General features: G+C 69.4%; 9 protein-coding genes and 2 rRNA genes. 8 read left to right on the top strand and 3 right to left on the bottom strand.

The window, feature by feature from the left end; translation table 11 throughout:
• Positions 1-422: 422 nt before the first annotated feature.
• Positions 423-3,122 carry an MMPL family transporter gene (locus NXI30_27535; GenBank protein ID MCR9097989.1) on the top strand — a complete coding sequence of 900 codons (2,700 nt, stop codon included), beginning with the start codon at positions 423-425 and terminating at the stop codon, positions 3,120-3,122.
• Here the strand turns inward: NXI30_27535 and NXI30_27530 are convergent.
• Complete coding sequence (locus tag NXI30_27530; GenBank protein ID MCR9097988.1) at positions 3,119-4,288, bottom strand: diadenylate cyclase; 1,170 nt, start codon at positions 4,286-4,288, stop codon at positions 3,119-3,121. The genes NXI30_27535 and NXI30_27530 overlap by 4 nt on opposite strands.
• Before the next feature lie 327 nt (positions 4,289-4,615).
• Between NXI30_27530 and NXI30_27525 the strand changes: the two genes are divergently transcribed.
• The 7 genes from NXI30_27525 (at position 4,616) to NXI30_27495 (ending at position 12,307) form a co-directional block, all read left to right on the top strand.
• Positions 4,616-5,035 (top strand): VOC family protein, encoded by a 420-nt coding sequence (locus NXI30_27525; GenBank protein MCR9097987.1) that lies wholly within the window; start codon positions 4,616-4,618, stop codon positions 5,033-5,035.
• A 253-nt stretch (positions 5,036-5,288) separates the two neighbouring features.
• Positions 5,289-5,828: a hypothetical protein gene (locus NXI30_27520; GenBank protein MCR9097986.1), complete on the top strand. Its 540-nt coding sequence runs from the start codon at positions 5,289-5,291 to the stop codon at positions 5,826-5,828.
• A 5-nt stretch (positions 5,829-5,833) separates the two neighbouring features.
• Positions 5,834-6,943, top strand: a complete 1,110-nt coding sequence (locus tag NXI30_27515) for a hypothetical protein (GenBank protein MCR9097985.1) — start codon at positions 5,834-5,836, stop codon at positions 6,941-6,943.
• A complete protein-coding gene (locus NXI30_27510) occupies positions 6,940-9,186 on the top strand; it encodes a hypothetical protein (GenBank protein ID MCR9097984.1) in 2,247 nt (748 codons plus the stop codon). Before NXI30_27515 ends, NXI30_27510 begins: the two co-directional genes overlap by 4 nt.
• A 47-nt stretch (positions 9,187-9,233) precedes the next feature.
• The gene (locus NXI30_27505) at positions 9,234-9,785 is read left to right on the top strand and encodes a hypothetical protein (GenBank protein MCR9097983.1); all 552 of its coding nucleotides are present in this window, start codon (positions 9,234-9,236) and stop codon (positions 9,783-9,785) included.
• Positions 9,785-10,357 (top strand): hypothetical protein, encoded by a 573-nt coding sequence (locus NXI30_27500; protein MCR9097982.1) that lies wholly within the window; start codon positions 9,785-9,787, stop codon positions 10,355-10,357. The genes NXI30_27505 and NXI30_27500 overlap by 1 nt, the downstream gene beginning before the upstream one ends.
• A gap of 390 nt (positions 10,358-10,747) precedes the next feature.
• On the top strand, positions 10,748-12,307 hold the full coding sequence (locus NXI30_27495; GenBank protein MCR9097981.1) for a VCBS repeat-containing protein: 1,560 nt from the start codon (positions 10,748-10,750) through the stop codon (positions 12,305-12,307).
• A gap of 113 nt (positions 12,308-12,420) precedes the next feature.
• Here NXI30_27495 and rrf read toward each other — a convergent pair.
• Positions 12,421-12,536, bottom strand: a 5S ribosomal RNA gene (rrf, locus tag NXI30_27490).
• Positions 12,537-12,693: 157 nt separating this feature from the next.
• Positions 12,694-13,553: ribosomal RNA gene (locus NXI30_27485) — 23S ribosomal RNA — on the bottom strand; the annotation flags it as partial.

Below are 13,553 nucleotides of genomic sequence, written 5' to 3'. Positions count from 1 at the left end.
CCGTGGACGAGATCAGCATCACCATCGCCTTCGCCCTCCTCGGCCTGACCTGGCTCACGCTCCGCGGCATGGACGGCCGCGAGCACCGACGCCATCGCCGCTAGGAACGCCGCTAGGAAGGCCGCCAGGAACGCCGCCAGGAACGCCGCCAGAGCGGCCGATCGAAACCCGCGGCAGAAGGGGCCGCCAGGGGACGAGCCTGCCCGGGCCTGACGCCTCGCCGCCCCGATGCTGATGCCGCACGTCCCAGGCCGACCCGGGGCCGCCGAACGCGCCCGGGCGAAGCGACGCCCGCCCACGACTCGCCTATCGTTGCGCCGCCCCGCGCCCCGCCCGAGCGCAGCTGGACCGTGCGCTCACGGCGCGCACAGCGGCCCGCGCGCCACCGCCCGCCACGGCTGGATCCGGATCGAATCGAGACCATGAACGAACCGCTCCAGAGGATGCTGACGCCGCGTCTGCAGCGTTGGCTCCGCGGGATCGCCGACCGTCCCGACGCCGTCACCGCGATCTGCCTCGCCCTGACCCTCGCCGCCCTCGTCTACGCCTTCTTCGCCCTCGGGATCAACGCCGACAACCTGAGCCTCGTGTCGAAGAGCCTCGAGTCGCGCAAGAACCACGCTGCCTTCGCCGCGCTCTTCCCGAATCTCGAAGAGGCGATGCTGGTCGTCGTCGACGGGGAGACGCCGGCGCTCGCGCGGGAAGCGACCGATGCGTTGTCGGCAGAGCTCGAAGCGATGGGCGACGTCTTCCGCGACGTGTACGTCCCGGGCGGAGGCGCCTTCTTCGAAGAGAATGCGCTGCTCTACCAGAGCGCCGACGAGCTGGACGAATTCGCGGACCAGGTCGCGACCCTCCAGCCGATCCTGGCCAGCCTCGAGCGCGACCCGAGCCTGGTCCAGCTCGCGGAGCTCGTTCGGCTCGGCTTCGAGTCCGATGGCGAGACCGGGTTCGAGACCGGCGACTGGAAGCCTCTCCTCGACGAAGTCGGGCAAGCGACGATCGCGGTCTACGAGGAAGCCTCCGTCCGACTCTCCTGGGAGTCGATGTTGCTCGCCGGGTCCGACCTCGAGATCCCGACCCGGCGCGTGATCGTCGTGGATCCCTTCCTCGACTTCGACCGGATCCTCGTGGCCGGCGAGAGCATGGAAGCGATCGCGGAGGCCACGCGAAGGGCCGGACTCGTCGACGCCCCCGGCGTTCGCGTGCGCGTGACCGGCAACCCGGCACTCAACCACGAGGAGATGCTCGGCCTCTTCTGGGACATCGCGGGCGCCGGAGCCTTCTGTTTCGCGCTGGTCGCCGTCCTTCTCTTCTTCGCGTTCCGCTCCTGGCGTCTCGTGATCGCATCCCTCGTCACGCTCCTGGTGGGACTCGTCTGGACCGGCGCCTTCGCCGCGCTCACGATCGGCGAGCTGAACCTGATCTCGATCGCCTTCGCGATCCTCTTCATCGGCCTCGGCGTCGACTTCGCCATCCACTTCGGCATGGCGTTCGCCGACGAGCGCCGGGATCACGGGCTGCCCAACCGCGAGTCCCTGGGCGCGGCGATCGACGCCATCGGTGCGTCCCTCGTGCTCTGCGGCTTCACGACGGCCATCGGTTTCCTCGTCTTCCTCCCCACCGAGTACCGTGGCGTCGCCGAGCTCGGCGCGATCGCCGGCGCCGGCATGTTCATCATCCTCTTCCTCACGCTGACCCTCTTTCCGGCGCTCCTGCTCGGGCGGCTGCGCATTCCGGACGACGTCGTCGTCCCGGCGCCCTCCCGGATCGACCAGGCGCTGGCGCTCCGGATCGCGCGCCATCCCCGGCTCGTCGTCGTCGGCGCCGCGGCGCTGGCTGCGAGCGCGGTGCCCCTCCTCTTCGACCTTCGCTTCGATGCACACGTGATCGAGATGCGGGATCCGGATACGACGTCGGTCCAGGCCTTCCGCGACCTCCTGGCCGACGGCCAGACCTCCCCCTGGTACGTGAACGTCCTGGCCTCGAGTCCTGCCGAGGCGGAACGGGAGGCGGAGGCGCTCGAGGCGCGGCCGGAGATCGGCCGAACCGTACGTCTGGCGAGCTACATCCCGGACGACCAGGAGGAGAAGATCGAGATCCTGACGGACCTCGCCTTCCTGATGGAGGCGCCGGCAGCCGTTGGAGACGACCGTCCCGCCTACACGATCGGGGAGCAGACCGACGCGATCCGAACCCTTCGTCGAGTCCTACGTCAAGCCGAGCGCCCCGACGACGACGGCGACCTCGTCGCGTCCCTCGACGCCCTCGAGTCCCGGCTCGAGACCTTCCTCGGCCGGATCGAGTCCGAGGACGACCCCGGCCGCGTGCTGTCGGACTATCGCGACATCCTGCTCGATCGCTTCCCGGAAGAAATCTCGCGCTTCCGCCGTTCTCTCGACCCGACCGCGGTCACCCTCGAGGACCTGCCCGCCGAGCTGGTGAGACGCCTCCGAGCGCCCGACGGAACGCACCGGATCCAGGCCTATCCCGAGGAAGAGCTCCAGGACTTCGAGGCGTTGAAGCGCTTCGTGTCGAGCGTCCTCGAGGTCGCGCCGCGCGCCGCCGGAATCGCGATCAACCTGGTCGAATTCGGCGAGGCGACGGCGCGCTCCTTCCGCCAGGCCCTGATCTCCGCCGCGTTGGCGATCTCGACGCTCCTCTTCGTGCTCTGGCGACGACCGGCGGACGTGGCGCTGGTGCTCGCCCCGCTCACCCTGGGCTCACTGCTCACCTGCGCCTCGATGGCGATCATCGACATGGACTTCAACTTCGCGAACGTGCTCGTCCTGCCGCTGCTCTTCGGCATCGGCGTCGACTCGGGGATCCACCTCGTCCACCGGGCCCGCCACCTCGCCGCGAGCCCTTCGCTCCCCGGATCGCTGGTCGAGAGCGCGACCGCGGGCGCGGTGTTCTACAGCGCGGTGACGACGACGCTCTCGTTCGGAACGCTCGCGCTCTCGGGCCACGAAGGCATGCACACCCTCGGCGTGATGCTCACGATCGGCATGTTCTGGACCGTCGTCGCCAACCTGGTCTTCCTGCCCGCGCTGCTGGTCGTGACCGGCGTGTCCCCGCCGATCGGGGCTTCGACGGACGCGGCCGCGGAGACGACGGCCTAGAGCGACTCGACGTCGAGTCGGACCTTGATCGGGTCCATGCCGACGACGCGAAGCGCCGGAGGATGCTCGACCTGCTCCGGGTCGACCGCGAAGGTGCGTCGCCCCTGATCGACGAGATCCCCGTCGACGCGTACGGCGAAGCCGTCGTCCGGGGCCATCACGAAGTCGCGGCGGCGCCCCTCGAACTCGACGTCGACCTGCGCGGGCTCGACGCTCGCCACGCGGTATCCGTCGGGCACGTTCTCGACCACGACCGGGATCGACCGCGACGTCCGGTCCACCATCGCACCGGGCCCCGTCAGGACCCAGAGCCCCGAGGCGAGTGCCGTCGCGAGCACGCCCTCCCGCCAGCGTCTTCTCGCGAGATCCAGTCGCGACCGGACCCACGGCTCCCGGCGACGGCGCGCGCTCCGTTCGAGGAACTTCTCGACGAGGTCGCGCAGCGCCGCGGGCGTGTCGACGGGGATCAGCCGCCCGCGCCAGGCCACCGAGACGACGCCGCGCTCCTCGGAGACGACGATGCAGAAGGCATCGCTCCGCTCCGCGAGCCCGAGCGCCGCAGCGTGCCGTGTGCCTCCGGCGCCCAGCTGATCGAACTCCGTCGACAGCGGCAGGTGCACACCGAAGCGCGCGACCTGACCGCCGCGGATCACGATCGCGCCGTCGTGCCCCGGCGTCTTCGTATCGAGCAGGCTCCGAAGGAGCGGCTCGCTCACGCGTCCGCCCAGGTAGTGCCCGCCGTCGAGGAAGCGATCGATCGGCTCGCGACCGGGCAGGACGAAGAGCGTGCCGACCCGTGCGGAGGCGAGCGAGAAGCAGAGCGTGCCGAGCTCGTCGAGCACGTCGGCGCCGGGCCGCGGCGTCGCGTTCCGCATGAGCGAGAGCGAAAGGCCTTCGAAGAAGCGGCGCAGGTCGTCCTGGAAGACGACGACGAGGACGAGCGCCGCGATCGCGATGAAGCCCTGCAGCACCGAAGTCGTGAGGCGCAGTTCCAGAAAGGAGGCGAGTCCGTAGAGCGCGCTCACGATGGCGACGCCGCCGAGGGCGACGCGAACCCGCGATTCACGTACCCACGCGATCGCGACCCAACAGACCGCAGAGACGATCAGCACGTCGAGCACGTCGACGAGGCGGAGTCCCACGTCCGTCGACTCGGCTACGCCCATCGCGTCCAGCACCCATCCGTCGACTCGGCCACGCCGATCGCGCCCAACACCCGTCCGAAGTCTCGGCTACGCCTCGCGTCCAACACCACTCCGCCGACCCGGCCCTCGGTCAGGGCACGGCCGGTTCCGGTTCCGGTTCGCTTGGCGCGGCCGAAAGGCCGCGCGGCTCCAGGGGGTCTGCTCCTGCGACTCCAACCGGGGGGTGTCGATCGCGAATCACGATCGATGCCAGGGGTTTAGCGCAGATCCCGGAGTCGATCGAGAGAGGCGGCGCGGCCGCGAGCCAGCGCTTACTCTTCCGGCGTCCCGCCCGAACAGGAGCCCGCTTTGCGATACCTGCACACGATGGTCCGCGTGACCGACATCGACGCCTCCCTCCGCTTCTACTGCGACCTGCTCGGTCTCGAAGAGCGCCATCGCGTCGACGTCGAAGCCGGTCGCTTCACCCTCGTCTTCCTCTCCGCTCCCGGTGACGAAGCGGCGCAGGTCGAGTTGACCCACAACTGGGACCCCGAGGAATACGATGGCGGGCGCAACTTCGGTCACCTCGCGTACGAGGTCGAGGACATCTACGGCGCTTGCCAGAAGCTGATGGACGGCGGCGTGACCATCAATCGCCCGCCCCGCGACGGACACATGGCGTTCATCCGCTCGCCCGACGGCATCTCGGTCGAGCTGATCCAGAAGGGCCAGGGCCTCACGCCCCAGGAGCCGTGGGCTTCGATGGAGAACACGGGCGTCTGGTAGCCGCGCGCGACGGGAGGACGATCCCCCAGGCAGCCGGGGGCTCCGCCGCAAGCTCCGCTCCGGCGATTTCCCGAGCCGGGATCGCCCCCCATCCGGCGAACGTCGCACGCTGAAACGTCGCTCTCGCGCAAGCGTGATGCGCGTCACCGGATTCTCTTGTGAGAAGCCGGCCCCCCTCAGGATGGGGAAATTAATCGGCAACGGGACGGCAACTTGCTCAAGGCTTGCCGGTCGGATTCCGATCCCGTTGCACATGTTGCGACACGAACGATCTGCGCCGATCTGGCTCTTCTCCTTCGTCGATCTGGCGTTCCTGCTCCTGATCGCGTTCACCCAGATCGGGCCGCGCGAGAACCCGGACCGTCTCGATCTCGCGACGATCGAGATCCCGCGCATCCACGGCCCCGGCGCACCCACCGATCTTCCCGCGAAGGCCGACGTGTGGCAGCTCCGTATCCACCCGCTGCCCGCCCCCGTCGACGAAGCCGCGAGCCACGCGCCCTTCGTGCTGATCGAGCCGGGCGCCGACCCCGACGCGTCGACGTCGCGCAGCGCCGAGGACCTCGCCGCCGCGCTCGGACTCCTCGACCGTCGCGGCGAAACCAAGCCGATCCTGGCGCCCCACCGCGACGCGCGTGCCGAGGATCTCCTCGTCGCCGTCGCCCTGCTCGACGAGACCTGGGGCGGCGCGCGCGTCAGCGCCGTTCGACCGGGCGCCGGCGCGCCCTCCACGAACGAAGCGACCCCGGCCCCGAACGACGTCGCCGCCGCCGCCGCGACGGAAACGCGTTAGTCGGGATGGATCCCCTCTTGATGCATCGCCGCTTCGGGCGCGGCGCCGCGCGTCTATCCCTCGGCACCCCGATCGAGACGGAGTCGCTGTCGACGACGGCGCGCGCACCGATCGCCGGCGAGCGGCTCGGATCGCTCGCGCCCGGCTTGGCCTGCCTGGTCCTTACGGCCCTGGTAGGCAGCCTGGCCTCGGTCGCGACGACCCCGCCGGAGGGACTCGAAGTGCCGACGGTCCTCGTCGCCGATGCCTGGGACGTGCCGCCGGATCCGATCGTGCCCCCGAAGCCGCGGCCGCTCGCGAAGAGCGAGCCGATCCCGGTGCCGGACATTCGCGCCGACGCGTCGCCGCAGCCCGCCCCCGAGGCGGAGCCGGAAACGACGCTCCCCTTCGATCCCCGCGCGCTCGCGGCGACCCGTGCGCCGTCGATCCCGGAGCTGGCGACGCAGCCGGCGCCGAATCGCCCCGCAGCGACGCGGCCCGGTGGTCTCCCGACGGCGCGCGCCCTGGCCGATCTCGCGCTGGCCGTCCCGCGAAGCCCCCGCGCCGGCAGCACACCCGACGGCGGACCGGACACGCCGCGCACCCTCCCGGACGTCACCCGCGAGAACGCGCGCCCCACCGCCCGAAGCGGAGCCGACACCCCCGCGACGCCCGCCTGGGACGCGATGAACGATCGGCGCGCCTTCCTCGCCGGCCTCGACGCGGACGCCACCGCAGTCCCGGTTCAGGGGGCCCGCGACCGGGCGCTGCCGGCCGTCGCGACGTCCTCGAACGCCGCGGCCCTCGCCGTGCGCGAAGCCGCGCTCGACCAGCTCCATTCCGAGGGCTGGGAGGCGGTGCCCCTCGAAGACCTGCCCGACTGCCACCCGGCCGGACGCCAGGACGCGCTCAAGCGACGGATCATGCTCGCCGCCGCCGACCGACCCACCTGCACCCACGCCGAAGGCGCCTACCGCTTCCTCGAGACGCGGAACCTGAACGCCTTCCTGATGGGCGCCCGCAATCACGACACGCCGAAGCGAGCCACGAGCGGCCCGCGCAACGCGTGCGAAGTCCTGGAGCGCGCCCTGCGCTGCCTGGAAGGAACTCCCAGCAAGGAGATCGAAACGAGATGATGCAGACATCCCTCGACCATGGACCGGGTCGCCGGTTGCGTCGGCCCCGAACGTCGACGCGGCCCGCGGCCGTGCTCGGCGTGCTCGCAGGCCTCCTCGCCTTCGTCGCCCCGAAGGCGATGGCCGCGGCGCAGCCGAGCTGGAACGACTACCTCGATCACGCCTACGTCTACTCGGCGGCGGACGAAGCCGACCTGCGCGCGCTCCTCGAGCGCACCACGCACGTGGTCGGCCGGAGCCTCGCGGACTACCACGCGGAGACCTTCCCGGCGCTCGCCGCGAGCAAGACGCCGATGACGGAAATCCAGCTCCGACGCAAGGCGATCGCGGAGCTGCTCCTCCACCGGATCGGCGACCGACGCTCCGGTCTCGCCGACGCCGTCGCGACGATCGACCAGCTCGAGGATCGCCTCGACCGGCACGAGAACCGCTACTGGTTCCACACGATCCACGCTCACGAGGCACTGCAGGGCGGTGACGCCGCGGCATTCGTCGACCAGATCCTCTCGGTCTGGCTCGGCGTGATCACGCCCCTCGAAGTCCCCTTCGAGACCTACAAGACCCTCGCTCTGACCGAGAACGGCAACGCCGGGTTCGTACGGACGCTTCCGCACCTCTACGAGAGCGTCGCCCGCCTGATCCTGGTGCAGAGCCAGACGGCGGCCCTCGACGGAGACATCGACTCCCTCGGCGCCATCGTCCGGGTCCTGACCGACGAACGCGTCGGCGCAGACCCGGAAGCGATTCCGGTCGATGCGACGTCGAAGGCCTTCCTCGACCACGTGGTCGCGCGGCTCGACGGCGCGGAGAGCGACGGCGGCAGCCTGAGCTACACCCTCGCGCTGATCGAAGCCGAACGCGCCCATCAGCGGGCGCGCAAGCATCTCGCCGAGAACGGCTTCGACGCGGCCAGCGAGGCCGCCGTCCGCGACACCGTCGCCGCGTACCAGCGCGCGATGCGCAACGCGAACACGCTCCAGGGACAGATCGCGATCTACTCCCGGGCGCTGCGCCAGGTCGGCGAGGTCTACGCCACCGCCGAACGCACCGAGACGGAAGTGACCCTCGACATCCCGTTCAGCATCGAGCGCGCGCTCGAGCTCTACGGCTCGCTCCACGCGGCCAAGGACGGCGACTGGGACCGGCAGGGCTACGTCGATCAGGGGCGCGACGCCTACCTGACGGCGATGCAGGGCCTGTGGTCCGAGATCCAGGAGGCGAGCTTCAACGCGGCCGCCTACTACATGTCGCGGCGCGACCAGGGCGGTCCGGCGTCCGACGAGGCGATCGTCCACGCGATCAACACCTACTCGCGCTATCTCCACGCCTTCGAGTCGTTCGCCGGGGATCCGACCGGCGAGTCCCTACCCGACTCCGCCTACTTCGGCGCCTACCTGGCGGCCCGGGGGATCGGCGACGGCGTGCTCTTCTTCGCCGGCGGCGACGCTTCCGTCGACCAGCTCGAAGAGGCAATCACCCAGTACCAGACGGCGCTCGGGTACTTCCCCTTCGATCGGGCCCTGTGGTCGACCCTCGCGGTCGCTCTCCAGCGCTCCGGCCGCGAGAGCGATTTCCTGGCGGTGGCGAAGCCGATCGCCGACGGGGTCGTCCGCTCGCGCCACCTCGATCGCTGGATCGAGAACGGCAGCGTCTGGGGACAGGAGATGGCCAGCTTCCGCACCGCCTTCGAGAACGATCGCAGCCTCGTCTACTTCGGCTTCGCCGACGAGTCGAAGCTCCCCGAGCTCGAAGCGGAGTTCGCTCGCCTGCAGGCGGAGCGGGACGACGTCGCGGCCCGGGTGGCGGCGACCCGGACCGAGCGCGACGGCCTGAACACGGAGCGCCGTGAGGCCCACCGACTGGCCGCGGAGCTCTCCGGCGAGAACGAGGGCCCCGCCCCGCCGGCGGTCGCCATCGGCGGCAACGGGCGCACGCGGCAGAGCGAGCAGATCGCCCAGCTCGGCCTCGATCTCGAACGGCTCGGCTCGAACCACGAGCGCCTCGAGGCGCGCATCCGGGCGATCGCCCACTCGCTCCCGACCTTCAAGGCCACGCTCGGACACGAGGCGCTGCAGAGCGAGCTCGCCGCCCAGCGCGACCACCCGGTCCACGGTCTGCTCCGCCGCTACGCGGAGGAGTACGCGCCGACGACCGGTCCGGCACCGGCCCCGGAGGCCACCAGCGCGGGCTCCCAGGCCGCGTGGGAGATCCTCCAGAGCTGGGCCGCCGGGGAGGAACGATGAGCATTCACGCAACACACGACCAGAACCCTCGACGAGGAACGACGACGATGAATCGAACCCGCCGACTCCTGACGCCGCTCGCCCTGAGCGTCGCCACCGCGGTCCTGACCACGGGCTGCCTCTTCCAGAACGGCCCGCAGGCCGCCTTCTTCGAGCGCCAGTCCGGCAGCGAAGCCCTCGAGGCCCAGCTCGCCGGAGAGGCCCTCGCCCAGCGCAAGTACTCGATGCGTCGCGTCCGTCGCGACCTCGGAAGCTTCCGCCTCACCCTCGAGCAGCTCCAGCGACACGGCAAGGCCGCGGGCATCGAGCGCTTCGTGCGCTTCGCCCGGCCCTACCTGACCGATCGCGTCGACCCGCTGATCGAGCACGACGGTGCGGTCTCGCATCCCGAGCTGCGCCCCTTCCACGCGGAGCTCCTGCTCTCGAAGGCCGTGCTGCTCCACCAGATCGGCGACGCCGGCGCCGTCCGCGCGACGATCGACCGACTCGAGGAGGAGTTCGCCTCGATGACCAGCATGCTCGTGCTCTACCCGACGGGACAGGCGGTCACACTCGAGCAGGGGATCGCCCTCCTCCGACACCAGACGGGAGGTGCCTGATGGATCCGGTCATGATCGAACCCATCCTCGACCTGGGCACCCGCGAGCTCCGCGTGACCCTCGTCGTCTGCGCGATCTCCCTGATCGCCGTCTGGATCCCGCTCGCGCGGGGCACCCTCCTCTGCTGGCGGGCCCGTCGTGCGACGGCCCTTCCCCGCGACCCGGGCGCGGCTGGAGCGACCGGCGTCGTCGCCCTGACCCGTGCGGTCGCGACCTCGGCGACGCGACAGCTCGACGGCGATCAGGAGCTGCCCTTCGTGCGCGACGCGGCCAAGCAGCTGGTGATCGACGATTACGAGACCAGCTTCGCCCAGCCGATCTCGATGTACGCCAACATCCTGCCGCCGATCGGCTTCATCGGGACGACCTGCGGCCTCGCGGTCCTGCTGCTCTCGATGCGGATCTCGAACGACGTGCTGCAGATGGGCGCCCTCGCCCTGGCGCTCTCCTCGACGATCTTCGCCCTCGTCGGCTACGCGACCCTCGAGAGCCTGAAGATCGGCCTCTACGGTCGCCTGGCCCGCTCGATCGATGCGGGTCTCGAGGTGGACGGGGAGGAAGAGGCGGCGTAGACCGAGCCGCTCCCGCCATCCGGACGAACGACGGCCGGCCCCGCTCGCGGGGCCGGCCGTTCCTCTTGGAGCGCACGGAGGGCACCCCGTCGGGCCCCCTCTCCTCTCCCTCGGCTCAGACGCGCGCAAGTCGGACGTGGAAGGGCCGCAGCGCGGAGGAGCGTCGCCGGAACGGGTCACGAAGGCGATTCCGTCCGCGCCCCGCCCGGCGGTTCCGCCGCGGCGCGGGTCGCTCGACCGCGATCGGCCGTCTCGCCGGCACCGCCGACCGTGCCGGGCGTCACGTGTTCGCGGGTCATCCGTCACGGCCATCCGGAATTCCGAAGCGGGAAGCGAGCCCCGGTGAGGGCGATCACGGAGGCCCCTGCGGCGGCACCCGAATCACTGGTCATGCCGAGCAAGACCCTGCGATCCACGACCTGCTTCCTTCCTCGACCGTCGCGCGCTTCCGTTTCGCGAAGACGCGCGCTGCACCGTCTGGGTCTCCTGACGGCGCTTCTCACCCTGGGGCTCCAGGGCGAGGCGATGGCCGGGCCGGAACACCACTACATCCTGTTCCGCCCGAGCCCCACGCCGACGGTCGTCGGATACATGCTCCACCTCGGCACCGAGAGCGGCAACTACGTCCAGCAGGTCGACCTCGGCCGGCCGAGCGAAGACGATTCCGTCCTCGCCTATTCGACCAACATCGACACCTCGACCGATCTCTACGTCGCGCTCTCGAGCTACGACGAGAACGGCCTGGAGTCGGTCTTCTCGAACGAATACCACCTGCGGGCGGCTCCGATTTCGCCGGGGCCCGGCGGGGAGCCGGCTCCGGAGCCGACCCCCGAACTGCCCCCCGAGCGGGAGTGGATCTCGGATCCGGTCGTCGACCCGGGATTCGGGACGACGCTCGCCGCGCAATACGCCATGGCGAGCATCGGGCTGACGTCGGACGCCTCCGGCCTCATCTCGATGGTTCACGGCGATGGCCGCGTGGTCGACCTGACGATCGACTCCCTCGCCGCCACGCGCGATCTGCGACCGACGCGGTGCGACCTCGACGGCGATGGCGACAGCGACCTCGTCGTCGGCTTCGGCCCCGGCAGCGACGGCCAGGTCGCCCTCATCCATCTCGAGAATGGTGACGTCTCCTCGATCGACTCCGTGGTCGCAGGGGACGCCGACTACCACAGGGCGGACGGTCAGACCCATCCGGCCTGCGGCGACGTCGACGGCGACGGGCGAAACGAACTCGTGATCGGCCTCGGCCCTGCAGCGAATTCGAACCTCGCCGCGTTCGACAGCGCGGACACGGGCTTCGCCCCCTTCGCGGGCTCCACGGGCGGCATCGTCCGCGCGCCCACGCCCGGGGGGCTGGGGAGTGCCGGAACAGGATGTGTGCCGGCCCTCGGCGACATCGACGGCGACGGACGAGACGAGCTCGTCGTCGGCTTCACCGCGGCCGGACATCGCGCGATCGCGATCCTGGACGACGGTCTCCGCGCCTTCGCCCGGCACGAGAGCATCGAGAACGGAAACGGCATCGTCCGGGTGGCGGGTGCGAGAGACGACGATGGTCGGGGTGGCGGGACGTACCCCACGCTCGGAGACTGGGACGGAGACGGCCTCGACGAGTTCGCGATCGGCTACGGCGCCGGCAGCGACAGCTGGGTGCTCTTCCTGGATGATGCCCTCTCGACGCAGATCGACCGCTACCCCGGCTTCCTGCGGATGCAGGTCGGGCGCGACGCGGCCCGAGAAGCGAACGAGACCGTCCGGCCGGCGTTCGGTGACATCGACGCGGATGGCCGCGACGAGATCGTGGTGAGCTTCGGGGACCAGGGCAGCTACGAGCTGCAGGTCTTCGAGGATCAGACCTCCGGAACGAGCATCTTCCGAGGTGGCGCAGGGTTCGTCGCCTCCGAGAACGGGGCCGCACGCTGGATGGCGGCGCCCGAACGCTGAGCGCGTTCTCGAGGAGCAGCGCCCTCCCGCGCGGCTCCCCGTCGCGCGCCCCGAAACGAAAACGGCCCCCGCGATTCCGACTGTCGTCGGTTCGCGGGGGCCGTTCAGTTCAATCCCACCGTCGCGCTACTCTCCCACCCAAGAAATGGGCAGTACCATCGCCGAAGCAAGGCTTAACTTCCGTGTTCGGAATGGGAACGGGTGTGGCCCTTGCTCTATGGACGGTGGGAAAACCGTCTTTTCGTTTTCACAGATCCGCAGATCCTGATCGTTGAATATCTTTCCGGGCTGGAGCGTCTTGCCCAGCGCGATGACTTTTCACCTTGGTGAACTCGCTGCATCTCTGCAACGCGTCCTTTACCCAGTCTCGACTTGTCCAATTTGATTTGGTCAAGCCTCACGAGCGATTAGTATCGGTCAGCTTCACACATTACTGCGCTTCCACCTCCGACCTATCAAACACCTAGTCTTGGTGTGCTCTTCAGGAACCGAAGTTCAGGGAGATCTCGTCTTGGGGCTGGCTTCCCACTTAGATGCTTTCAGCGGTTATCCAGTCCGAACTTAGCTACCCGGCTATGCTGCTGGCGCAACAACCGGTCCACCATTGGTTCGTCCATCCCGGTCCTCTCGTACTAGGGACAGATCCCCTCAAATCTCCTGCGCCCACGGCGGATAGGGACCGAACTGTCTCACGACGTTCTAAACCCAGCTCGCGTGCCACTTTAATCGGCGAACAGCCGAACCCTTGGGAGCTGCTTCACCCCCAGGATGTGACGAGCCGACATCGAGGTGCCAAACCTCCCCGTCGATGTGAACTCTTGGGGGAGATAAGCCTGTTATCCCCGGCGTACCTTTTATCCGATGAGCGATGGCCCTTCCATTCGGGGCCACCGGATCACTAAGACCTAGTTTCCTACCTGCTCGACTTGTAGGTCTCGCAGTCAAGCTCTCTTCTGCCTTTACACTCTACGGCTGATTTCCAAACAGCCTGAGAGAACCTTCGCGCGCCTCCGTTACTCTTTAGGAGGCGACCGCCCCAGTCAAACTACCCACCACGCAGTGTCCCCGACCCGGATGACGGGCCCAGGTTAGATCAGCAGCACAGCAAGGCTGGTATTTCAAGGTTGACTCCCCCAAGACTGGCGTCCTGAGTTCAAAGTCTCCCAGCTATCCTACACGTACTGAACCGATGATCACTGCGAAGCTGTAGTAAAGGTGCACTGGGTCTTTCCGTCATGCCGCGGGT

It is taken from the genome of bacterium (assembly GCA_024742285.1).
Taxonomy (GTDB): domain Bacteria; phylum Myxococcota_A; class UBA9160; order UBA9160; family UBA4427; genus UBA4427.
This window is presented reverse-complemented; position numbering and strand designations above follow the sequence as displayed.

What these genes read in the sequence shown, in the direction of transcription:
- NXI30_27535 (MCR9097989.1), top strand. Translation starts at nt 423, where the DNA reads ATGAACGAACCGCTCCAGAGGATGCTGACGCCGCGTCTGCAGCGTTGG.
- NXI30_27530 (MCR9097988.1), bottom strand. Translation starts at nt 4,288, where the DNA reads ATGGGCGTAGCCGAGTCGACGGACGTGGGACTCCGCCTCGTCGACGTG.
- NXI30_27520 (MCR9097986.1), top strand. Translation starts at nt 5,289, where the DNA reads ATGTTGCGACACGAACGATCTGCGCCGATCTGGCTCTTCTCCTTCGTC.
- NXI30_27515 (MCR9097985.1), top strand. Translation starts at nt 5,834, where the DNA reads ATGGATCCCCTCTTGATGCATCGCCGCTTCGGGCGCGGCGCCGCGCGT.
- NXI30_27510 (MCR9097984.1), top strand. Translation starts at nt 6,940, where the DNA reads ATGATGCAGACATCCCTCGACCATGGACCGGGTCGCCGGTTGCGTCGG.
- NXI30_27505 (MCR9097983.1), top strand. Translation starts at nt 9,234, where the DNA reads ATGAATCGAACCCGCCGACTCCTGACGCCGCTCGCCCTGAGCGTCGCC.
- NXI30_27500 (MCR9097982.1), top strand. Translation starts at nt 9,785, where the DNA reads ATGGATCCGGTCATGATCGAACCCATCCTCGACCTGGGCACCCGCGAG.
- NXI30_27495 (MCR9097981.1), top strand. Translation starts at nt 10,748, where the DNA reads ATGCCGAGCAAGACCCTGCGATCCACGACCTGCTTCCTTCCTCGACCG.